22 protein-coding genes are annotated in these 21,767 nt (G+C 38.6%); 8 read left to right on the forward strand and 14 right to left on the reverse strand.

Features of this window, described 5'->3' with window-relative positions; translation table 11 throughout:
- Position 1: 1 nt before the first annotated feature.
- The 5 genes from HC176_RS08615 to HC176_RS08635 all read left to right on the forward strand — a co-directional run bounded on the left by HC176_RS08615 (position 2) and on the right by HC176_RS08635 (position 4,279).
- The gene (locus tag HC176_RS08615; protein WP_167917791.1) at positions 2–1,201 is read left to right on the forward strand and encodes an aminotransferase class I/II-fold pyridoxal phosphate-dependent enzyme; all 1,200 of its coding nucleotides are present in this window, start codon (positions 2–4) and stop codon (positions 1,199–1,201) included.
- Positions 1,202–1,322: 121 nt separating this feature from the next.
- On the forward strand, positions 1,323–2,819 hold the full coding sequence (gene nhaC, locus HC176_RS08620) for a Na+/H+ antiporter NhaC (RefSeq protein WP_167917792.1): 1,497 nt from the start codon (positions 1,323–1,325) through the stop codon (positions 2,817–2,819).
- A gap of 195 nt (positions 2,820–3,014) precedes the next feature.
- Positions 3,015–3,653, forward strand: a complete 639-nt coding sequence (locus tag HC176_RS08625) for a peroxiredoxin (RefSeq protein ID WP_167917793.1) — start codon at positions 3,015–3,017, stop codon at positions 3,651–3,653.
- Between the two features lie 73 nt (positions 3,654–3,726).
- Complete coding sequence (locus tag HC176_RS08630) at positions 3,727–4,041, forward strand: thioredoxin family protein (RefSeq protein WP_167917794.1); 315 nt, start codon at positions 3,727–3,729, stop codon at positions 4,039–4,041.
- Entirely contained in the window at positions 4,022–4,279 is a 258-nt protein-coding gene (locus HC176_RS08635) for a DUF6952 family protein (protein WP_167917795.1), read from the forward strand. The genes HC176_RS08630 and HC176_RS08635 overlap by 20 nt, the downstream gene beginning before the upstream one ends.
- 159 nt (positions 4,280–4,438) lie before the next feature.
- Here HC176_RS08635 and HC176_RS08640 read toward each other — a convergent pair whose 3' ends face one another.
- Together HC176_RS08640 and HC176_RS08645 are read right to left on the reverse strand one after the other, a co-directional pair.
- Positions 4,439–4,993, reverse strand: a complete 555-nt coding sequence (locus tag HC176_RS08640; RefSeq protein WP_167917796.1) for a Crp/Fnr family transcriptional regulator — start codon at positions 4,991–4,993, stop codon at positions 4,439–4,441.
- Between the two features lie 271 nt (positions 4,994–5,264).
- On the reverse strand, positions 5,265–6,149 hold the full coding sequence (locus HC176_RS08645) for a chromosome partitioning protein ParA (RefSeq protein ID WP_167917797.1): 885 nt from the start codon (positions 6,147–6,149) through the stop codon (positions 5,265–5,267).
- Positions 6,150–6,260: 111 nt separating this feature from the next.
- On the opposite strand from HC176_RS08645, the gene HC176_RS08650 reads away from it, so the two are divergent.
- On the forward strand, positions 6,261–7,280 hold the full coding sequence (locus HC176_RS08650) for a formimidoylglutamase (protein ID WP_167917798.1): 1,020 nt from the start codon (positions 6,261–6,263) through the stop codon (positions 7,278–7,280).
- Positions 7,281–7,441: 161 nt separating this feature from the next.
- Here the strand turns inward: HC176_RS08650 and HC176_RS08655 are convergent, their stop codons facing one another.
- The 8 genes from HC176_RS08655 to HC176_RS08690 form a co-directional block, all read right to left on the reverse strand.
- Positions 7,442–9,136 (reverse strand): hypothetical protein, encoded by a 1,695-nt coding sequence (locus HC176_RS08655; protein WP_167917799.1) that lies wholly within the window; start codon positions 9,134–9,136, stop codon positions 7,442–7,444.
- Positions 9,137–9,260: 124 nt separating this feature from the next.
- Positions 9,261–9,776 (reverse strand): hypothetical protein, encoded by a 516-nt coding sequence (locus HC176_RS08660; RefSeq protein WP_167917800.1) that lies wholly within the window; start codon positions 9,774–9,776, stop codon positions 9,261–9,263.
- Between the two features lie 96 nt (positions 9,777–9,872).
- The gene (locus HC176_RS08665; protein ID WP_167917801.1) at positions 9,873–10,241 is read right to left on the reverse strand and encodes a four helix bundle protein; all 369 of its coding nucleotides are present in this window, start codon (positions 10,239–10,241) and stop codon (positions 9,873–9,875) included.
- 82 nt (positions 10,242–10,323) lie between these two features.
- Positions 10,324–11,565: a DUF6638 family protein gene (locus HC176_RS08670; RefSeq protein ID WP_167917802.1), complete on the reverse strand. Its 1,242-nt coding sequence runs from the start codon at positions 11,563–11,565 to the stop codon at positions 10,324–10,326.
- Between the two features lie 32 nt (positions 11,566–11,597).
- Positions 11,598–12,185, reverse strand: a complete 588-nt coding sequence (locus HC176_RS08675) for an NUDIX domain-containing protein (RefSeq protein WP_167917803.1) — start codon at positions 12,183–12,185, stop codon at positions 11,598–11,600.
- Between the two features lie 79 nt (positions 12,186–12,264).
- Entirely contained in the window at positions 12,265–14,226 is a 1,962-nt protein-coding gene (locus HC176_RS08680) for an AAA family ATPase (RefSeq protein WP_167917804.1), read from the reverse strand.
- Between the two features lie 89 nt (positions 14,227–14,315).
- A complete protein-coding gene (locus HC176_RS08685; protein ID WP_167917805.1) occupies positions 14,316–15,380 on the reverse strand; it encodes a hypothetical protein in 1,065 nt (354 codons plus the stop codon).
- A gap of 216 nt (positions 15,381–15,596) precedes the next feature.
- The gene (locus HC176_RS08690) at positions 15,597–16,940 is read right to left on the reverse strand and encodes a microtubule-binding protein (protein ID WP_167917806.1); all 1,344 of its coding nucleotides are present in this window, start codon (positions 16,938–16,940) and stop codon (positions 15,597–15,599) included.
- Positions 16,941–17,165: 225 nt separating this feature from the next.
- On the opposite strand from HC176_RS08690, the gene HC176_RS08695 reads away from it, so the two are divergent.
- Positions 17,166–17,417: a hypothetical protein gene (locus HC176_RS08695; protein ID WP_209309693.1), complete on the forward strand. Its 252-nt coding sequence runs from the start codon at positions 17,166–17,168 to the stop codon at positions 17,415–17,417.
- Positions 17,418–17,626: 209 nt separating this feature from the next.
- Here the strand turns inward: HC176_RS08695 and HC176_RS08700 are convergent, their stop codons facing one another.
- On the reverse strand, positions 17,627–18,103 hold the full coding sequence (locus HC176_RS08700) for a CAP domain-containing protein (RefSeq protein ID WP_167917807.1): 477 nt from the start codon (positions 18,101–18,103) through the stop codon (positions 17,627–17,629).
- A 598-nt stretch (positions 18,104–18,701) separates the two neighbouring features.
- Between HC176_RS08700 and deoC the strand changes: the two genes are divergently transcribed.
- Positions 18,702–19,442, forward strand: a complete 741-nt coding sequence (gene deoC / locus HC176_RS08705) for a deoxyribose-phosphate aldolase (protein ID WP_167917808.1) — start codon at positions 18,702–18,704, stop codon at positions 19,440–19,442.
- Positions 19,443–19,448: 6 nt separating this feature from the next.
- Here deoC and HC176_RS08710 read toward each other — a convergent pair whose 3' ends face one another.
- Genes HC176_RS08710 through pxpA form a run of 3 tightly spaced genes read right to left on the reverse strand, consistent with a single transcriptional unit; the run spans position 19,449 to position 21,765 of the window.
- Complete coding sequence (locus HC176_RS08710) at positions 19,449–20,297, reverse strand: 5-oxoprolinase subunit C family protein (protein WP_167917809.1); 849 nt, start codon at positions 20,295–20,297, stop codon at positions 19,449–19,451.
- Positions 20,290–21,021, reverse strand: coding sequence for a 5-oxoprolinase subunit PxpB (gene pxpB / locus HC176_RS08715; protein WP_167917810.1), 732 nt, complete (start codon positions 21,019–21,021; stop codon positions 20,290–20,292). Before pxpB ends, HC176_RS08710 begins: the two co-directional genes overlap by 8 nt.
- Positions 21,022–21,024: 3 nt before the next feature.
- On the reverse strand, positions 21,025–21,765 hold the full coding sequence (gene pxpA, locus HC176_RS08720) for a 5-oxoprolinase subunit PxpA (protein WP_167917811.1): 741 nt from the start codon (positions 21,763–21,765) through the stop codon (positions 21,025–21,027).
- Positions 21,766–21,767 lie beyond the last annotated feature (2 nt).

Consider the following 21,767-nt stretch of genomic DNA (forward strand, 5'->3'; position numbering starts at 1 on the left):
TATGAGCTTTAAACCAGCAAACCAAATACAAGATTTACAATATTTTGGCGAATTTGGTGGTGTAAATCCGTCTATTTCCGATTCATCCACCTATACATTTTTATCGGCAAAAACCATGTTCGATACCTTCGAGGGCAATGCCGATGGGTGCTATCTGTACTCACGTCATACCTCGCCTTCAAATTTGTATTTAGGCCAAGCTTTAGCCGCCATGGAAAGCACCGAAACGGCCAGTGTATTTGCCTCGGGAATGGGTGCCATTACGGCTACAATACTTCAACTTTGTGGCGCTAACGACCAAATTGTTTCCAGCCGAACCATTTACGGCGGTACATATGCCTTTTTCAAAAATTTCGCCCCACGCCTTCACATAAAAACAACTTTTGTTGATATTACCGACTTAGAAATAGTGGAAGCTGCTATTACACCGAAAACCAAAGTTCTGTTTTGCGAATCGGTTAGCAACCCTTTGTTAGAAGTTTCCGATATTAAAGCGCTCGCTAAGTTGGCCGAAAAGCATGATTTAAAACTAGTGGTAGACAATACCTTTTCACCACTTTCCATTTCTCCAGCAGTTTTGGGCGCCCATATCACCATCCATAGCTTAACAAAATTTATAAATGGCACCAGCGACACGGTGGGCGGTGTGGTTTGTGGTTCGCAAAAGTTTATTGATGACCTACGTGATGTAAACAACGGTGCGTCGATGCTGTTGGGCTCGACCATGGATAGCCTAAGAGCTGCTTCTGTTTTAAAAAACCTGAGAACCCTTCATATTCGTATGCAGCAACACAGCAAAAATGCGCTGTTTTTGGCCGAAAAGTTTGAAAATGATGGCTTAAAGACCGTTTATCCTGGGTTAAAATCTCATCCGTCACACCAACTTTTTAAGCGCATGATGAACACTGAATATGGTTTTGGCGGCATGCTTACCATCGATGTGGGTTCGTTAGAAAAAGCCAACCAACTCATGGAACGCATGCAACATGAAAACTTAGGTTATTTAGCCGTTAGCCTCGGTTTTTATAAAACGCTTTTTAGCGCACCGGGCAGCTCTACTTCTTCGGAAATCCCTGAGCACGAACAAAAAGCAATGGGCTTGAGCGACGGACTCATCCGTTTTTCCATTGGGCTGGATGCCGATATTGAACGTACTTATGAAAAAATGAACCATTGCATGAAAACTTTAAAAATCCTCTAAAATGCTTCCTGAAAACTATAAAGTAGCTTCAATGGGTTTTATAAAATATCTCCATTTTTCCAGTATTTGCATACCTTATGTGAAAGTTGTAACATTACCATGTTAATTTTAAACATGCTTTATGGATAGCCAAAACATAAAAACCAGCGAACCCGAAAACCAAGATATTATTGAAAATAAAGAACTTAACATTTGGGAAGCGCTTATACCGGTTTTTGCTTTGGTGGGTATGTTGTTTTACAATGTGTTTTTTGTTTATGGCGACGACGCTTTAAGCGGTAGCAATCAGTTTATTTTATTGCTTGGTGCGGCTGTAGCTGCTATTGTTGGTTTTTTCAACAAAGTCTCTTTCGAACAAATGCTGGAAGAAGTGGCCGAAAACATAAAATCGACCGTCGGTGCTATTTTAATACTTCTCATGGTGGGCGCTTTGGCCGGCACTTGGCTCATTAGCGGTATCATTCCTTCCATGATTTATTACGGCTTACAGATATTAAACCCCACCATATTTTTGGCAGCCTGCGTAATTATATGCGCCATAATTTCTGTGGCAACGGGAAGCTCATGGACTACTTCAGCCACTGTTGGCATTGCCTTAATTGGAATTGCAAAAACACTGGATGTATCGGTGGGAATGACTGCAGGTGCCGTATTATCGGGCGCCTATTTTGGAGATAAAATGTCACCTTTAAGCGATACCACCAATTTAGCCCCTGCCATGGCTGGCGGCGAATTATTTTCGCACATTCGGTACATGGCCTTAACCACAGTACCAACGGTAGTGGTTACGCTCATTGCATTCATCATTATCGGTTTAAATATAAATACCACAGGAACCCCAGATGTTTCAGATAAATTGATAGCCATAGATCAAGCTTTCAACATTTCACCATGGTTATTTTTAGTACCAGTAGTGGTGATTTTAATGATAGTAAAGAAAACATCGCCCTTAGTTGCGCTATTGGCTGGTATACTTTTGGGAGGTGTGGCTTCCATAATCGCCCAACCCCATATTGTATTATCGGTGGCTGAAGCCGAATCCCTAACTTTTACTTCAGCCTACAAGGGAGTTATGAATGCTATAACCGTTGATGCTTCGGTAGAAACGAGTAGTGCAGAGCTCAACGACCTGTTTTCTTCTGGTGGAATGAGCGGTATGTTGGGAACGATTTGGCTGATTATTTGTGCCATGGTTTTTGGTGGCATTATGGACGCCATTGGCGCACTGGCCAAAATAAGTAAATCGATATTGAATTTATTCGATTCGGTATTTGGGCTTTTTGCCAGTACTGTTATAAGTTGCCTTGGTCTGAATGCCTTGGCCAGCGACCAATATTTAGCCATTGTTGTTCCTGGCAAAATGTATCAAAAAGCATATCAAGAAAAAGGTCTTGCTCCTGAAAACTTGAGTAGAACCCTTGAAGATTCTGGTACAGTTACATCGGTGCTTATACCTTGGAATACTTGCGGAGCTTACCACTCGGGCGTACTTGGGGTACCCGTGGCCGACTATTTTTTCTATGCCATCTTCAACTGGCTAAGTCCGTTTATGACTTTAATTTTCGCTGCTTTTCAAATAAAAATTAAGCAACTTATTGGTGCTCCAAAATATTCATAAATTTAAACACTGTAAATTGACAATTTCATACTTTATATCATTTTTAGTTATGTGATTGTCAAGTTTGCATCATCTTTCTTATTACTATTCATAATGCTTATTGTGTTATAAAATTATATAATCAAACTTTATTTTGTCAACACGTATATTCTAGTAGTTTTGCTTCAAATTAATAATTTAAAAAACGAAAAAAATATGGCACTAGTAGGAAAACAATTTCCAGATTTAAATGTTGACGCAATGAACGAAATGGGCGACACTTTTAAATTGAACGTTCTTGAAACCGCAAGAGACAACAAGAAAAAAGTAGTTTTATTTTGGTACCCAAAAGATTTCACTTTTGTATGCCCAACTGAATTACACGCTTTTCAAGCTGCTTTACCAGAATTTGAAAAACGTAACACCGTAGTAATTGGTGCTTCTTGCGATACTCCAGAAGTTCACTTTGCATGGCTAAACACTGCAAAAGACAACGGTGGTATTGAAGGTGTAACCTACCCTATTCTTGCAGATAGCAACAGAAACCTGTCTAGCATTTTAGGTATTTTGGATATTACTAATGAAACTTTTGATGAAGCTACCGGTACCGTTCAAGTAGAAGGCGACAATGTAACTTACAGAGCTACTTACATTATCGATGAAGACGGTGTAGTACAGCACGAAAGCATTAACAACATGCCTTTAGGAAGAAACGTAAACGAGTACATTCGTTTAGTTGACGCTTTAACCCACGTACAAGAAAAAGGTGAGGTTTGTCCAGCAAACTGGGAAGAAGGCAAAGAGGCTATGAACGCCAATGCTAAAGCTACTGCAGAGTATTTAGCTAAAAACTAAAAACCACAACAATAACACCAAAGCCAAACCTATCAACTTTGGTTTGGCTTTGGTTTACTTAAAAAAAAAGAAAATGGTTCAAGAATTAGAAGAAGACAATTTAAACGAAATTGTTTCAAACAACGGTACAGTTATCGTCCAATTTTCGGCCACATGGTGCGGAAATTGTAGAATTATGAAGCCTAAATTTAAAAAACTGGCTACGGAAAACGAGAGTGCTTCGTTTCTTATAGTAGATGCTGAAAAATTTCCAGAATCAAGAAAATTGGCAACAGTAGATAATTTACCAACATTTGCAACTTTCAAAGATGGGGCGTTTGTTAATCAAGTGCAAACCAACAAGTTTGACGTATTAAAAGATCTAGTAAATGAAGTTACCAGTAATTAAGCATTTAACCCAATTTATTGAGGAAAACGACGAAGATTACGTTATTGAAACCGTTGAAACCCTCGAAGCCTTAACAGAAGTCCCTTCTTTAAAGGACGAAGAATTGGATGTTATTGGCGAACTTATTTCGAACATGTACGGTGCCTTGGAAGTGAACAAAATGATTAAGGATGGAACCACGAAAAAAGAAGCCCTAAACACGTTTATGTCGAGGGTACTGGGCTCTATCGATAAGTAAATTGGAAATTTTTATTTTTAAATAAAAAAAAACAGGTAAAAACTATTACCTGTTTTTTTTTGGTTGGTTAGCTATTAATCATTTCTTATGATGGTATTTTACATGATAAGAAGTTGAACCAAATATATAGTTTAACCGTGTTTTTGAAAATAACAAATGTTAATTCGTCCCTATTTTTTTTCTTATCCTGCTTAGCTGAACCGGCGTTATACCTAAATATGAGGCGATGTGGTATTGTGAAATTAAGCGGTCTATATTAGGATTTTGCTTTCGCAATTCTAAATAACGCTGCGTAGCATCCAGCGAAATTAAATCGACCAAACGCTTTTCGTACTGCATGTAAACCATTTCTAAAACCCTGCTATAAAACACTTTAAGAGTCGTGTTTTTTTTATATAGCTCCATTAACTGTAGGTAGTCCACTTCATAAAGTTCGCATTCGGAAATCGATTCAAATACAAATCGCGAGGGCTGTTTTTTAACCAAAGCCGTTAAAGCTCCCATAAATGAGGTTGGAAAGTAAAAACTCTTATTGTATTCTTTTCCAGACTCGGTACTTAAATAGCATCGTATAACTCCAGATAGCAGTAAATAGACCTTTGTAGGGACTTCATTTAACTTAACGATTTGAGTACCCGCTTCTACTCTTTTAAATTCACTAATGTTTTCGAGTTCTTTGAATAAATCTTCTGGGATATCCCCTATGGAATTCAAAAATTCGAAACTGCTATTAATAGTCTTGTTTGATTGTAACAACTTTTGAGAGATTATAGTTTTAAAAACCTTTTTACTATATCAATTTACTTTCAGAACTTCGAAAATACTATCTTTTTATTATCGGTCTACAATTAATCTACCATGAGCAGATAAAACAGTTTAGTTGTTTATACAACAGTTAAAAACGAATCTGAAAATGAACGCATAAAAAAGCTCCAAAAATTAATTTGGAGCTCTTTTCATAAAACCTTAAGTGTTAAATAAAGATTTATTTTAGTGTGAATTCTGTGGTTGATACCAAGTCTTTTTCATTGAATACGTTAACCACGTAACGTCCCTCTTCAAAATCGGCATCTTCTTTTGAGGCCACAAACTCACAAACATTCAAACTGGTGTTTTCGTAGTTAAACTTACTAATCACACTGTAATTAAAAGTCTTTTCGCCAAACTGAACTTGTTGGTTCAATCCTAAAATATTGTTTTTTGGGCCAATTACCTGTACGTAAAGTTCTTGGTCGCCTTCAGAAACCAATGCGTTCTTGGCTACAGTAAAGCATACTCTAATTTTATCTACTCTTCTGGCACGTTCTGTTGGGATTAATTTGCCCGAAGTTCTTTCAATAACCCCAAAACCTTTAAGTCCTACGGTATTTAAAGCTGATGCGTTTTCAACCACTTCGGCCAAAGCGTTGTTTTGTACCAATAACGAATCCGTGAAAATGGTACGCTCTTCCAAACGCACTCTTGTGCTGTCAAGCGAAGTTGCTAAATATGAATTTTCTATGCGTAACGAGTCGTTTTGTGCCAACAGTACATCCATTTCCTTTTGTAACGACATGTATTTACTTTTATATCGCCATAAACTTTTTACATTGGTTTCAGAAATTTTCAAAGAATCTATCAAACCTTGAATACGTGCTCGGGCCTCAACCAAATCGGCATTGGCAATTTCGTTTTCACCAATGGCTTCATCATACTGCTTGGCCATGGCGTTTAAATCGTTCATTACCAGTTCTTTTTCAGCGGTAAGTTCTTTTTGGGTTTCGTTGCTTTTCTTATACAAATTCATTGTATAGAAGCCGGTGGCTAAAAATAAAACCAGTGCAATTCCCAAGGCTACTTTAAGCCCCGTGTTGCTTTTGCTATTTTCCATAATCTTTAATTTAATGTGTTAAGGTTAAATTTTTGTTTAATCTAATTAATTTTATAAAACTATAAACAAATAATGCCGTATTTTTAACATTCAAACCCATTTAAGAAACCTATGGATAAACTCGTTTTGTTTAATAGCGTTACCCGAAATAAACTTTTAAGAAAACGCTCTGGTGAGTCTAAGTTTGGTCAACATGTTCAAACATTAACCAGCATTTCCAATATATACGAACAACTCTGTAATTTGGATGTTAATTATGTGATTTTAGGTTTTCCCGAAGATGTTGGCGTGTTTGCCAATTACGGAAAAACGGGTACTGCAAGCGCTTGGAATACAGCTCTAAAAAGTTTGCTAAACGTACAGAGCAATGAACACACCCATGCTTCTAATGTTTTGATTTTAGGCCATTTGGATTTCACCGAAGAACTTAATGAAATTGCAAAATTAAAACCAACGAAAAAGAAGGATGTTTTAAAAGCCAGAAAATGGGTTGAAAAAATGGATACCGAAGTATCATACATAATCCATCAAATAGTTTCGGCGGGCAAAATTCCAATCGTAATTGGCGGCGGGCACAACAATGCATACGGAAACATAAAAGGCAGTAGTTTGGCTCTTAACAACCCCATAAATGCTGTTAATTTAGATGCCCATACCGATTTTAGGTCTGTTGAAGGGCGGCACAGCGGAAACGGTTTCAGTTACGCTTTCGCGGAAGGTTTTTTGGAAAATTATTTCGTTTTCGGGCTGCATGAAAATTATACTTCAAATGCTATTTTCGGCACTTTTGAAAATTCAAAATATTTGGATTACAACACTTTTGAAAGTTTGGAAATTAGAAATGAACGCCGATTTAAAAAGGAATTGGCACGGGCCACCGAACACATTACCACAAACCATTTCGGCATCGAAATAGATTGCGATGCCATTGAAAACATACCCAGTAGCGCCCAAACACCCAGCGGATTTACCGTTAACCAAGCCCGACAATTTGTGAGCCATTTTGCGAACAACCAGTACGCTACGTATTTGCATATTTGCGAAGCAGCACCCAAAAAAAAATCGGCCGACCAAGTTGGAAAACTCATTACTTATTTGATTACGGATTTTATTCGAGCCAATAAAAAATAATATTATTGTGTCATTCCGAATTTATTTCGGAATCTCATAATACAAATAAAATCTAATGAGAATTCGAAATGTCCTCCGATTCTAGTTGATTTTTAGCATCTCGACTGCGCTAGATACAGGCTCAAGTGGAAAGGCTCAGGGTAAAACTGCTGTTTTAAAATTTACTTAGCAGCCTTCAAAGAATCAATCTGCTTTTGCAATTTTTCAAGCAATTCAGCCTTAACGTCCGTATCAGGAACCACTTGGTTTATAGAATCTTTCACAGCTTCACCAAAATCAATTTCTTTCTTTTCCTCAACAAAATAATAGCCAATGCCCTCACTGGCTCGCCAGGCTTCGTTGAGTTGATCGTAAACCGTTTTATCCCATTGGCTGGGGTGCTTTACATCAATCCAAACCACATCGCGGTACTCGCTATCTACCAGTACCAAATCGGGTGTGGCCGAACCGTCAAACTGTTGCGCATTTCTGTCACTAATGGCCGAAACCGTTCCCATAAAAAACATACGCTTTTTACCGGCGATATTTTTAATGTAAGGTCGAAATTCAACCGGCGTATTGGCACTCCAGTCGTATTCCTTTCGCGATTCTTTTACCTTTAACGGCATGGCCGAAACCCCGGCGTAACCTTGCTTTTTGGCAGCATGATTATAATAATACAGTTTGTCGGTACCATCGGCAGGCACAAACACACTAAAACTTAAACTGGTGCGCTCGTCGCCAACGGGCTCCAAACCAAACCAATGGTAAAGGCCGCTGTAAGCATCCACGTCGGTTTGAGAAAAAACGAAATCGGTAACGTAAGGCTGTTGATTTTGATCCTTGGGCATGGTTGGTATTTTAACGGCTGTTTCCATATTCCATGGCAACGGATCGCTAAATCCGCCCAAAAACTTTAAGGATTCCGCTTGCAACCGCGACACCTTTTCCGCTAAAGTGTTTTGACGCATTAAATATGGATGGTTTTTCATTTCCTCGGGACTCACATAAGTGCCTTTCCCAATTAAAATACGCTCTATGTAATCGTTAAAATCATGTTCGCCGTTATCAATTACCATTACGCCGCCAAAGGTTGGGTACGGAAACAAAAAGCCTTTCCACTTTATTAAGCTCACCACTTCTACCCATTGCCCAGAATCATTTTTCATGTAATAAGTGTCGCTGGGTTCCATGGTAAATAATTGGAAAATATTGAAACGTTGCACCACTGCGTTGTAGGTATTTCGGCTAAACTTTAATGATTCGCCAATGGAAAAGGTAACGGGAATTCGGTTTTTACTTGAAAACCTCGGAAACGGTGTGGTACTGGAAACGGCAAACACTTCCTCAGTATTATCGGTCATGCCCTGCCACATGTATTTTTCAGTGGGCTGGATGGCCATGGTCCATTTATTTTCGTTACCAATACGCACCAAATGCGGCAGCGATACATCTTTGGTTTCGCCTACACTTTCGTTAGCCATGGAAAAAATATTGCGTAACGGCTGAATGCGCTCGTTTTGTGTTAATGGCAACTCGTTGATTTCAACTTTATTCAAATGGTTGAAAACATTGTAGGTTTTCATATAATCGTACATTTTGAAATGCCAACCCACTACATACAGCAGGCCAAAGAAAATGAGTAGCAACGCCAAAATACCCAATCTACCACCCGTACTGGCCGATTTTCTGAATTTCCGAAGACCAAAAAACAACACCAAGGTACTCAGCAGGATAACAAAAATATATTTCCTGATAAATAATAAAGCAGGTTGGTAATCGTCGCGCAAAACAAAAAGCGCAATTAATAAAATAATGGAAACAATTATGATTATTGTTTTTTGTTTTTTGCCTTTATTCCAGTAGTTTTTTATCATGTTTTGTCATTCCCGCCTTTCGGCTATCTCTCAAGATGAACTTCGGCAGAATCTTTTTTAATTTAACTTGTTTCGTTTCAACAGACACTTCGACTGCACTCAGTGTGACATTTTAATTCTAAATTTAAAGCAACCCTTTATCCTTCAACCGCTCACGAGCACTTTTTTCTTCTTTTTTCAGACTGTCTTTAGGCTCTTCATCAATCACTTCTGCGTCCTTGGTTTTTAAATCCTCAATAAAACCCTTTCCTTTTTCAATGGTATCCTGTACCATATCTTCCAATGAATCGCTTTTTTCGTCTATCACTTCACTCGATTTAAAAATAAAATTGGCTAAATACGTACCTAGTAATGTGCCGACAATCATGGAAGCAAAAATGGATACCGTGGCCACGTCAATAGGGATTAAAAACCGTGTGATAACGATGCCTATCAAAAACAAAAAACCAATGAATACCAATCGAATAATAAATTTTTGCTGATACACAAATCCAGTTTTATCGGCAGGTTTCATTTGCAGTTCTTTGGAATACATAAGTTTGTTAAAAAATCGGTATAGCCCATTTCCGTTGGATTCGCGCCAATAAATTAATGCTCCAAAAAGTATGGATGCGATGAAGATGATTAGTTCTAGTGTCATAGTTATAAAGTTTGAAGCATGGAGTTTGAAGCTTGAAGCTGCTTACTCATGCTGCTTTTTTTTGTTTGAAGCACGGAGCGGGAAGCTGGAATTTTCTTACTCTTGCGCTTTAATTTTTATTTTATTTCTGAAAGCTATGGTCATATTCATTAAATCGAAACAATCTTTATAATATCTAATAAAACTATCTTCTTCAAGATAGTTTCTCCTTTTTGCTTTGTGTAAACAAGTTACTACTTCTGCCAAAGATTTTATAGCGTATCCTAAAATTTTTATATATTCAGGCCCAGATTGCAAAATTGAACCTTCTGAAATATTTAACGCAATAGAATCGGAAGCTCTTTTTAATTGCGATGACAAATTATATCTTTCATCTTTAGGAAATTTAGATGCCAAAATATTCATGTCTTCCCCTAAGTCCATTCCTTTTTGCCAAATGATTAAATCTTCAAACTTAAATTTCATTTATAAATAAATTAAACTTCATGCTTTCTTCTTACATCTCCAAGCTCCAAACTTCGTGCTTCCAGCTTCAAACTTCTAACTTCTAACCACCAACGTTCCCACTTATCGTCCCCACAACCCAATCTTTTAAGGAATCGTCCCAGTTTATATAGGCATCATAAAACGTTTCCTTATCGTACCAATACCAAAACAGCACGTCTTTTGGTGAAATGTTTACCAATAGTTTCCAAATTAAGTCTTGGTGCTTTGCTTCCAACGAAGAATGTGGTTGGTGCAATGCCTCATAGAATTTTAAATCGATAACATCGCCTATTTTAAATTCGTTGCTCACCTCTAATTTTTCCAAATAGCGCTCTACGCCCATCACTTTTTTGCGCGAATCAATATCCAATTTGTTCAGGTAACTTTTAAATAAAATGGAATCGTTTAAAATATCATTGATAGGGTGTTGCGGTTTTTTTAAACATTGTGCCAATTCAAATTTTTTAATACGATCGTACTGATCTGTTTTAACCACTTTTTCCAAATCGCACTCCACAATGACGTGGTCGCGTAGTTTTTCCATGAGCTCAGGCTGTGAAATGTGATAAATCAAAACGTCATGGCTCGTATTCTTGATGGCTTCCTTGTACCACTTTTCATCTTCGAAAACCACGATGGGCTTTATAAAATCTCGTAATACGTAAACGCCGCCAAACGATCTTGTAAAGAAGGAATCGGTAGTGTATTCCAGTTCGTGCAACTCTAAATCACGATAACGCAAATCGCCATGTTTTATGGCAGATTCCAACAATTGCTGATGCAGATTATCATCGATAAAGTTATTGCCTTTACTAAAAGTATCGACCAATTTTAACTGCTGTTTTTGGATTTTATCCAAATCGTTGATTAAATGGAAATGAACGGTTACTTTATCGTATTTCAGCACATCCAAGGGCTCATAGAACGCATCGATGCCTTGGTCGAAATCCAAACAAATGGCACAATCGCGAGTGATGTCCTTTATTTTTTCGCCATGCACTTTAAAAACGAATTTCATAATATCGCGGTCAAAAGTGTGGGCGGGCAAATACACCGGTTTACCTTTTTGCAACGGTGAAATAATGATGCCACACGGATTGGCCTCTCCGTTACATAAATAGTACTTTTCGCCCTTCTCTTCTGCTACTTCGGGACTCCACCCCATTCCGTCAATATGGAAAGTCTTTAATTTCGTTTCCGAAAAGCCAAGCTTCACCAAGCATTTATTGTAACGCTCCACCAGTTTTCCGCTTACCGGAATGAGTTCACTTTTAAATAGATTTGCTGTTTTTAGTTTGTTCATTTAGACACGAATTTCACGAATTACCACTAATTTTAATCACCCAACAAATTATAAATTTGGGCATACTGCAACAGTACAATGGTTCGCGTATCTTCAATTTTACCATTGTTGAGCATGTTTATTGCTTTTTCAAATGGCAACTCCAAAACCTCAATATCTTCATGTTCGCTGTCCAATCCTCCGCCATCGTTTACCTTCATATCATCGGTGTATTCGCCAACAAAAAAATGCATCTTTTCGGTCATCACTCCGGGCGACGAATAGGCTTCGTAAACCTTTTTTACTTTTTTTAATCGGTAGCCCACTTCTTCTTCGGTTTCACGGATAATGCAGACTTCGGGGTTATCTTTATCCAACATGCCAGCCGTGATTTCAACCAAAAAGCCGTCTTTATTATCGTTCAAATAGGTGGGCATTCTAAACTGCTTGGTTAAAATAACCGTTTGCTTTTCCTTATTATAAAGAAGGATTCCTGCGCCGTCGCCCCTATCATAAACCTCGCGCATTTGGTTCACCCATGTTCCGCTGCTCATCAAATAATCAAAAGTGACCCGGTTTAGGATATAATAATTATCAGACAGCAGTTTCTTTTCTATGTTTTTTATTTGTTTATCGCTCATTCTTCATTTTTAGTTTTCCACGATTCCTTTTCTGAAACCGACATACCCCCTTGTTATTCACTTGTTAGCCAAATGCCTATTATAGGCTTTCAAAAGTCTTTCTCGCTTCGGTTTCAATATTCAATTGGTTCACTCGGGCATCAACTTTTCGCTTAAAATCGGTATCGGCAATGGTGGCGACATTATCTAGGTAGCGCACCACTTCTTGGCGACGGATTTCTGAAAAATCCAATCCTTTCATATTGGCGCGCATCAATTCTTGAAGCATGTTGAATTTGGTGTCATAATCCTGTTTGAAATAAATTCCGGGATTTTCGAACCAGTTTTCATCCAAATCAAAATCGGTCAGTCGCAACGAAATGGCACTTTGAATGTTCCGAACATCACGTGACGAGAAAAATGGAAACGCCTTTTGCATGTCTTTATACAAATGCGCGTAAAATAAATGCTGATTGGTTTTAAATTGTTTTTCAACCCTATCGTAAATTTCATGTACGCGCGCTTCAGTAGGCTTTTCTACCGTGTTGAGAATTTCACCCATATTTTTTGCTAAACCTTGGTCTTGCAAATAGCTGTAATTTTCAGGGCCTTGCATGTTTACAAAATCGGGCATGGTATCGTCCAGTTTCCGCCACCATAAATGGTCTTGGTCCAAAAAATCGGTTTCGGTACGCGCACCATCGATTTTAAAACGCCCCTGAACACGTGAAATCACAGCCTTATCCAACATTTCTGGCAAATTAGTAAACAGCCCAATGGAACTGTTGCCGTAATTTACAGCATAGGCACCTTCGGTATATCGCAAAAACACGCCAATAACTTCCTTTACACCTGCCGAAACACCTTGTGCGGTACGTTCCTGCAAATTGTTTTCAGCATCATCAATGGGTGCAAAAATGAGTTTTGTGGGGTCTTGCATGGGTTTCATCCACTCTACCATTTTTTCGGCCGAACCGCCTTGAAAGGTACTAATCAAAGTATCGGGCATCGGGTGGAATAAAAACGGAATATCCAAAGTATCGCAGTGTTCCTTCAATCGGGTGGCAATAGCGGCGATAAGCATACTTTTTCCAGTACCCGGAATACCATAGCCCATAAAAACGGGCATAAAACCGCCCAATTCTTGAAACGGATTTTTCTTTGCGGTAAAATCGTAACTCAACAAACGCTCGGTGAGTCGGCGCGCAAAATGTTTCGCATCACGATTACCAACAATTTGTTCGAATTGTATTTTATTGAATTCTATACTTTTTGCTGTACCCTCAAAAACATTGTTCCAACCCGAAATGGCAAACTCCGATTTTTCAAGTTTGTAAGTTCGGTCCACAATGGTCTCGGTGTATTCCAAAGTACTTTTCCGAAGTTGTATTTCATCAATCAAAGCTTCAAAATACACCACCGTAAAATCAATCACATCCTTGTCGGACTTGATAATTTCGGGATGCCCCAAATACTTATCGTAGTAAAATAAAGCACACGAAATACCTTTGATGGGCGACAAAAACGACACTTCGGGAATGCCAGCAAACTTTTGTTTCATGACACTCAAGTCATCAGAGGCATAAGGTTTTAAATCGTTCAATATTTTATAGGCCGAAGCAAACAACATAAACGCCGTGGCAGTGTGCATTTTGCTTTCGTACTCCCGTTTTCCGTTGGTATCTAAGGCTGATTTGCTTTCATTTAATCGCGAAAGCCCCGATGCATCGGAATAACTATCCTTTACCCAAATACCCAAAGTGATGCCTTCCTGAACCGCAAAAAGCGCTTGGTTCAAAAAAACGGGAATGGCAACCGAATCGGGTAATAAGCGTTTTTTTAATGTCAATATGGTTTTGGAAACCGAAGTGATTTGCGCCGTTTGCGTTCCGTTATTCGCTCTCGATAGATAAAGTAAAATAGACTCGTCTTTGGCATCTTTATCGCGATTTTTGGCTCGCGAACCCTGCTCCCATTGTACACTTTTTAAATAGGAAGTGGCCTCATCGCGAAGCACATCCAGTTCTGATAATTTTATGGGGAATGTTGAGTTATGTTCCATCTGTTAAGTATTCAGTTCATTGCTAGTGAAACGTGTCAATCTGTTAAATTTAAAAAGATAACCACGTCGCTTTGCTCCTCGTTATGACGTTATTTTTTTAAATCTATTTTAAGTTCAGCCACTTCAATCGGTGGTTTTGCCAATCCATTCATAATTTCAGGGGTTTTATTATACAGCAATTGGATGACCCGATGCGGGGCCAAAACATATTTTTGTTTAAACGCATCGCCCCATTTTTGTAAAATCTGCTTGCTGAAAAACCCGCCTTCCTTAAATTCACTTTGCGAGGTTACTTCGTGGACTTTAAGTGACAGGGCATACGATTCCAGAGCCACTTCCTTTTTACCAATACTTTCTATAATGGCGTGGGTAATTTTGTTTTCATCCTTGGCAAAAACGTTGTGCAAAGGTCCTAAATCGATGCGTTTTATCAATTTCGGAAATACTTTCGGAAGTTTTCGGTCAATGGTATGTGCCATCATGTCCAGGCTCATGTCGCGATCGGCCACAGTTTTTAAAACCTCATAAATCTCGTCTTTATAATCGTTGATTCTATTACCATCAAAATCAAAGTACATAAAACAGATAAACGGGCGGTTGTGCGATACATCATAAAAACTCCAGCTCGTTAAAAATTCTGCTGGCGAAGCCTCTGGAGCATTTAATATTTTTCCCTGGACAAACCGATTGAAAATATACTGCTTGTTCACCGAGGAGTAATAAACAATAGAAGCCGCTTGAAACAGTTTACTCTTTTTAATAGGCTCCTTTTTCCGCAGTAGCGTATCCAAAAATTCCTCTTTCAGTTTGGCTATGGGCGTTAATTTACCAATATACTCGTCGCGCAATTCCAAATCGTTGAACAAATACCGAAACTCCAAATAATTCGGAAACCCAGAATCGGTCAAATCCACCTTCATATTGTCCTCGTCGTCATACATGTATTTAATACGCATGGCCTCAACCGAGTACAGCAACAAATCGCAATACTGCTTAAACAATTTCACTTCATCGGCATTGCAAATGTTTTGGCGTTGAACCGCAACAATAAGCTCCTTAAAAGCAAAATCGACCATTTTATGGTAAAACACGTATTGCTCTTTCGAGTCTAAAATCGCAGAATCTAAAGGGGTTACAATATGGTTTATGGACATGGTTCAGTATTCAGTTCTCAGTCTTCAGTAGGCAGTTTTGCTACGAACACACTCATATTTTAGTTAATTATTTGGGCGTTACCACAAGGGTCGGGCTTTCCGTTACAATCTTTTTATTCGTTCCTCATAAAAAGGATTTTCACTGCAATCCCTAACGCGAATGCCACCCCTAGCCCCTCCGAAAGAGAGGAAACGTTGCGGCAATGACAAATTAGTTTAAGATAACAAATCGTCAGCTCCAGTATCTGGTTTTGGTTTTCCGGCAAGTTCACCAGCATCGCCCGAAGGTTTATTGGCATCAGCTTTATAGTAATCTTCAAAAATCTCTTTCATATCAATGCCATAGCGCTCCGCGAAGTTCTTTTGTATTTCGCCATCCTTGGCACGAATTTCCTGCAAAGCTTCGGCATAACTGCTATAAACGCCTTGCATCACCTTTTCGTGCACCGGAATGTTGTCCATCATATCCTGACGGGCTTTGGCACTGGCCGTATGCATCGAGGCCAAAGTTTCCCCAATATGCTCGTCGGTCTTAACACCCAAATGCTCTAAAATTGCCGCAAATTCTTGATCGGTTCTGGCTTTTAAAGCCACTACGTAACCATCGTAATATTTCAATCGCTCTTCGGTATCACTCTTTAATTTAGCTCGGTGTGTTTGCAAGTTGCTTCTCAACGAAGTAAGCACTTTAATGGTCAAATTGTGTTTGTGCACAAAACTATCTTTACTCGCAGCAAGTGTGGTGTACGCATTTTTAAGGCCTTCCAATTCCTCTACTTTTTGTTCCAATTCGGTAACCTTACCAACGGCTTGAGCATAATCGGCCGATTGCTTATCTGCAATATCCTCCAATTCTTGGCGGGCTTGTTTCAATAGTGCATATTGTTCTTCTAATTTGGCCTCCACTTCCTTTTTCTTTTCCAAAGCCTTGGTATGGTTTTTAGTGGCTTCAACAATGGCATCCTGCAATTTATCTTCAACCTCTTTTATTTCAACCTCGCGGTTTTTTAAACGGCTAACGGCAGCTTGCGATTTGTACGACAGCTCGCCCAAAAGTGTTTGCACATCGGCACTTTCAATGCGCTCCTGAAACATAGCCTTTGCCTTGTTATCGGCGGCAGCACGTGTTTTTTCGGTGGCTTTAAGCGTTTCTTCGGCTTTCTTGATTTTACTTTTCCGTCCCCAAAGATTGTTCCACCAGGTATCGGGCTTCGCCTCAGCATCCTCCAATTCAATTTTAGCGCGCTCTAAAGCTTTTTGGGCATCGTCAATCACCTTTTGCTCCGTGGCATTCAGCGACGAGAATTTTTCGAAAATAATACCGACTTCATCCTGATAATCGGTTAAATCCTTAATGGCATCCAAAAGTGTGGTTCGGTCTTTTTCTGCCATGTGTACCACATCATCCAAAGTGGCATTGAGTATTTTTTGGCGCACTTCGGGATCGTCCTCCTGCGACAATTTAGATTTCATCGTGTCAATGGCCTTACCCCAATTGACATCAACTTTTTCGGTTTTTTCGTTTGAAGAGGTTTCTAATAAATCAAAATCGTCTGACATGGTATGTTTAGTGTTTAAAGTTGAACAATTTTACGCACAAGCAATTTCGACATTTTTTTTTGAAATCAAAATTTTAATGCTCAAATAGTAAGTATCCGTTCACGTTAAATTGTTACAATATTATACCAACTTGTGAAAAATTAGTGAATAACTTGTATTAATTTTCAACTACCAATCGATAAATTGTACTATATTTGATTTGCTGTTAATCCATTACTCAGAAACATGGTATCAATCCAAATCTTTAATTTTTCTTCAAAATCCCTTCTGTTTTTTGGAGCTGCCACCACCACATTACTATTATCGGTGGGCGCTTTTTTTATCATTTTATTGCTTTTAGGTTTACGGAAATCGTACAAACTGAAAAAGGAAAATGACCGCTTAGAAGCCATAAACCGAAAGATTGCCGAAGAAAAAGACAAACCCTATCGCGACTTTACCGAGGGTCATATGTATGGCGGTGGAAGTGATAATTAAAAAAAGTTAAAAAAACTAGCTACAACACCGGTAACCGTTGCACAAGCCCATAATTTTGTAAAAACATGATACAAAAACGCCTATTTTAGGGGCATATGTTGTTTTTGAATGTAACTTATGGTCTCAATTCCAGGTGCCCATATGGGCCTAAAATGGCTTCTATAGCAGCCTCAAAACAATAAAAAAACGAAAACAGCTAGTACAGTAAATCACTTTTTCATAAACATACATGCAAAGTAGTAAACACCGCTATCATTTTTTTCAGCGGAAACATTAAAATGGGTAAAATTCCCCTCAATACCCTTTCTGTGCACCGCGCTGTTTAGCCAAGCATTCACCACATCTTCCGCCGAATGATACCCACTGGCTACAATTTCGTAAACACTTTTAGCTCCAGCATACTGCATTAAATTATATTCACGCTCTAAATAGTTATCGTGCGACAACCGACTTGCGTTAATCATAAAACCAGTATGGATATATACTTGTGTTCTTATGGCGTCTGACCGCTTCAGCACGCTCAAACCCTTGGAACGTCTATGGAATAAAATTTCATCTAAAATAGTAATTTCAAATCGGCTGAGCGCCTTGACCTCATCGGATAATACCTCTTGATTGGGGTTGGTTTTAAAATACTCGGTTTCGGGTGAGCACGAAATAAACCCCAAGCTTAACACTAAGAGCATTAATAATTTGCTATTAACAACATTCATGATTGAGAGACTGCACCACAACTGCATGTTTTTGTAGCGCAAGGTTTTTTCAGAATGCAAAATTACCCTTCAACGCATGTTAGAGCACTAAAATTTCTGTTAATAAAAACCGCTTTGTGTCATGGCTATCTCGCCTTTAAACTAAAAACCAGTAATAAATAGTCTTTCATCGAAATGATAATATCTTTCGAGACGTCTATTTTCAGTCTAAAATGAAATTATAATATGATTTAAAATAAAGTTTGACTTATGCTAAAAAAAACAGAGAGTTAAAGTAGTATGCTGAAATTGACGGAAGATAAATTTCAAATGAATATGAATTAAAACAAAACTTAATAGCTATCAACAATATTGTGTTTCCTCTTTATTTAAAAAAAAGTATTCAATCCATAAAATATTTCACAATAAAATCTGTTAAATACACAGTTAAGCAACCGTTAATCTAAAAACCAATAATTAACAATAACACAACATTAAATTTCTATAATTTAGTATTGAGGTTAATTTTCAACTGACTTAATTTTGAAAAACAACGTTCCCTTTTAGTTGTTTTCGTCCTAAAACCCTACTTATGAATATTTCAAATTACATTGATTATACTTTACTGAAACCAGATGCCACAAGTCGCCACATCATGCAACTTTGTGAAATAGCAACCGAAAATAATTATTACAGTATTTGCGTTAACAGTTGTTATGTTTCATTGGCCAATCAGCTTTTGGGTCAATCTGATGTAAAAATTTGTTCAACGGTAGGCTTTCCTTTGGGATCGATGTCTACAGCCGCAAAAGTGTTCGAAGCCGAAAAGGCAATAGAAGACGGTGCCAGTGAAATCGACATGGTCATCAATATTGGCTATTTGAAAAGCGGCAACTACATGGCTGTTTTAAAAGATATTACTGATGTAAAATTAGCTATTGGCAGAGCCCCATTGAAGGCCATTATTGAAATTTCAGAATTAAGTAAAAACGAAATCATAAAAGCCAGTGAAATCTGTTTGGATGCTAATGTTGATTTCATCAAAACCTCATCCGGATTTTCAAAAAGCGGTGCGACATTAACCGCTGTGAAAATCATAAAAAAAACAATAAAAAACCGAGCTAAGATTAAAGCAGCTGGTGGTATTCGCGACTTCGAAACGGCCATTAAATATATTGATGCTGGAGCTGATAGAATTGGAACATCAACCGCTATTAAATCGGAAGATGACGGTACTATCCTTAGAAATACCAAAATTTTTAAGTACTACATCGAGCAGGCCAACCAAGCAAAAAGAGAGGCCGTAGCCAAAGAAAAATCAGTTACTCGATAGCCAGTTCTACAACAGCATCATAAAGCTTACGGTTTGACCAGTAAACTTTTGAGCCATAACATTCAATGCATTATCTGCCAATTGGAGCACCCGAGGATAGCCCCCAGTTGTTTGGCAATCGCGCATTAAAATGATAAGCTTACCAGAAGGCGTTAACTGCACTGTTCCTGGCATAACGGCTGAAGTGATAATGGGATCCAATTTATTTTCAAAGCGTCCTTCCAATTGGTAAGCCATACGGTTGTTGTCTTTTGAAATGCTGAATTTGGTTTTCAACAAAGTTTTTTGCTGAGTTATTGTCAGTCTGTCAAACTCAGGCCCTTTAAAAACCTCAAGAGTTTCGGATGACAAATAGCTTTTATCGATCTTAATCTGGGCGTGTTTACGCGAATGACCAAATGGTAAATTCTCAACAGGCAGTATTTCTCCTTTTTTAAGAACCTGAGCATGGGTGATGGGCACGTACATACTTCGACTGTTCAAAATCTTTTCGGTTTTAAAGCCGCTTAAAATCCCCAAATAACTCCTGAAACCCGATTGTAATTTCCCGAAGGACAACACATCCCCTTGTTTCACGGCCACAGCCTTATTGATCGGAATGTTTTTTTTGTTCAATTCAGGACTCATATTTGCTCCCGAAATGCTAATTAAAGTATCGCATTCAAATTGAAGCGACGCTCCTGTCATGGTCATTTCAATAACGGCAGCATTCTCATCGTTGCCGAGCAGCATATTCACTATTTTGGCTGCGTAATGATCCATAGTACCCGAATAAGGCACCCCAAATTCTTGATAACCTGTACGCCCAAAATCCTGCACCGTAGAATACAACCCTGGCTTTAGCACCTTAACCATCAAGCACCTCACTTTCTATTTGAAATACACCGGCATTCACCAACGCTTTTATATTTTGATGCTCCTTTAAATCAATGGAATAGAATTTAATGTGGTCGCCCGCCTTGGCAAAACAAGGAGTTTCGTTTTTTATATTGAAAAAATTTACGGGACTATTACCAATAATGTTCCAACCGCCAGGACTGGCACTTGGATAAACCCCTGTTTGGTTTCCCCCAATGGCCACCGAGCCTTTTCCAATTTGTAATCGGGGTGTGGCTTTCCGCGGTGTGGCCAAACGCTCGTCCAATCCACCTAAATATAAAAATCCGGGTAAAAACCCAATAAAATAAACGGTGTAAATGGTTTGGGAATGCAAGTTTACAATTTCATCTTCCGATAGGTTTTTAGCTTTCGAAATACTTTCTAAATCCACACCAAATTGAGTATCATAACACACCGGAATATGCCATAAAGTCGATTTAAGTTTTTTACTTTTTTCTTCAGAAGAATAAATGGATTTCAACCTTAAAACCTCATTATCAAAACCAGTTTCAAATTGGCTATAAATAATCAACAAGGAGTGATACGATGAGCGCACTTCAACAATATTTTCAGTGGCATTTGGGTTTAATTTCGATTTAAACCACAACACATCATTCAATGTTGCTTCATCAATCGAGGCCGGCCACTCCACTAAAACCCCATGCTGCCCGTAAGGTTTATAAGTCAGTTTAAACTTCATGCATTATCTAATCTTACAGCCTTTTTCCTGAAGTTTTTCCACCAAGGCTTTCACCATTTTTACCGCATTGGGGTGGTCGCCATGAATACAAAACGTGTGCGCTTTTATCATCGCCCATTCGCCAGAAATGGTCTTTACTTTTTGGCCACTGTAAATACCGAACACTTGCTGAAACATGGTATCAAAATCTTCAATAAGTGCATTTTTTTCCGTTCGAGACACCAAAGATAAATCGCTATTATAATTTCTATCGGCAAATGCCTCATAAAGCACCGGAATATTATTTTCAACCGCAATTCTCGCCAATACCGAATTGTAAGGTACATAAAGTTCGGCTGGCAAAGCCAGGGTTTTCATCACCTCAACAACAACATTTGCTGTTTTTTCATCGGTAGCGGCTTGGTTGTAAAGAGCACCGTGCGGTTTAACGTGGTGCAACGGCACATGCTCTTCATTTAAAACGGTAACCAAATCGTTTATTTGATTTTTTAACGAGGAGTACAACACCACACAGGGCATTTCCATAGTTTTCCGTCCGAAATTTTCTTTATCAGGAAACGACGGATGCGCACCAATTTTTACGCGATGCTGTTTGGCCAATTTTACCACGGTTTTCATGGTGAGGTGATCGCCAGCATGCCCTCCGCAAGCAATGTTACACGACGAAATATAGGGCATCAACTTGGCTTCATTGCCTATGCCCTCGCCCATATCTACATTAATATCAATAATCTGATTTTCCACAG

Source organism: Tamlana crocina (genome assembly GCF_012037625.1).

Bases quoted from the DNA above. Each gene is read 5' to 3' on its own strand.
- HC176_RS08615 (WP_167917791.1), top strand. From the start codon at position 2: ATGAGCTTTAAACCAGCAAACCAAATACAAGATTTACAATATTTTGGC.
- nhaC (WP_167917792.1), top strand. From the start codon at position 1,323: ATGGATAGCCAAAACATAAAAACCAGCGAACCCGAAAACCAAGATATT.
- HC176_RS08625 (WP_167917793.1), top strand. From the start codon at position 3,015: ATGGCACTAGTAGGAAAACAATTTCCAGATTTAAATGTTGACGCAATG.
- HC176_RS08630 (WP_167917794.1), top strand. From the start codon at position 3,727: ATGGTTCAAGAATTAGAAGAAGACAATTTAAACGAAATTGTTTCAAAC.
- HC176_RS08635 (WP_167917795.1), top strand. From the start codon at position 4,022: ATGAAGTTACCAGTAATTAAGCATTTAACCCAATTTATTGAGGAAAAC.
- HC176_RS08645 (WP_167917797.1), bottom strand. From the start codon at position 6,149: ATGGAAAATAGCAAAAGCAACACGGGGCTTAAAGTAGCCTTGGGAATT.
- HC176_RS08650 (WP_167917798.1), top strand. From the start codon at position 6,261: ATGGATAAACTCGTTTTGTTTAATAGCGTTACCCGAAATAAACTTTTA.
- HC176_RS08655 (WP_167917799.1), bottom strand. From the start codon at position 9,136: ATGATAAAAAACTACTGGAATAAAGGCAAAAAACAAAAAACAATAATC.
- HC176_RS08660 (WP_167917800.1), bottom strand. From the start codon at position 9,776: ATGACACTAGAACTAATCATCTTCATCGCATCCATACTTTTTGGAGCA.
- HC176_RS08665 (WP_167917801.1), bottom strand. From the start codon at position 10,241: ATGAAATTTAAGTTTGAAGATTTAATCATTTGGCAAAAAGGAATGGAC.
- HC176_RS08670 (WP_167917802.1), bottom strand. From the start codon at position 11,565: ATGAACAAACTAAAAACAGCAAATCTATTTAAAAGTGAACTCATTCCG.
- HC176_RS08675 (WP_167917803.1), bottom strand. From the start codon at position 12,185: ATGAGCGATAAACAAATAAAAAACATAGAAAAGAAACTGCTGTCTGAT.
- HC176_RS08680 (WP_167917804.1), bottom strand. From the start codon at position 14,226: ATGGAACATAACTCAACATTCCCCATAAAATTATCAGAACTGGATGTG.
- HC176_RS08685 (WP_167917805.1), bottom strand. From the start codon at position 15,380: ATGTCCATAAACCATATTGTAACCCCTTTAGATTCTGCGATTTTAGAC.
- HC176_RS08690 (WP_167917806.1), bottom strand. From the start codon at position 16,940: ATGTCAGACGATTTTGATTTATTAGAAACCTCTTCAAACGAAAAAACC.
- HC176_RS08695 (WP_209309693.1), top strand. From the start codon at position 17,166: ATGGTATCAATCCAAATCTTTAATTTTTCTTCAAAATCCCTTCTGTTT.
- HC176_RS08700 (WP_167917807.1), bottom strand. From the start codon at position 18,103: ATGCTCTTAGTGTTAAGCTTGGGGTTTATTTCGTGCTCACCCGAAACC.
- deoC (WP_167917808.1), top strand. From the start codon at position 18,702: ATGAATATTTCAAATTACATTGATTATACTTTACTGAAACCAGATGCC.
- HC176_RS08710 (WP_167917809.1), bottom strand. From the start codon at position 20,297: ATGGTTAAGGTGCTAAAGCCAGGGTTGTATTCTACGGTGCAGGATTTT.
- pxpB (WP_167917810.1), bottom strand. From the start codon at position 21,021: ATGAAGTTTAAACTGACTTATAAACCTTACGGGCAGCATGGGGTTTTA.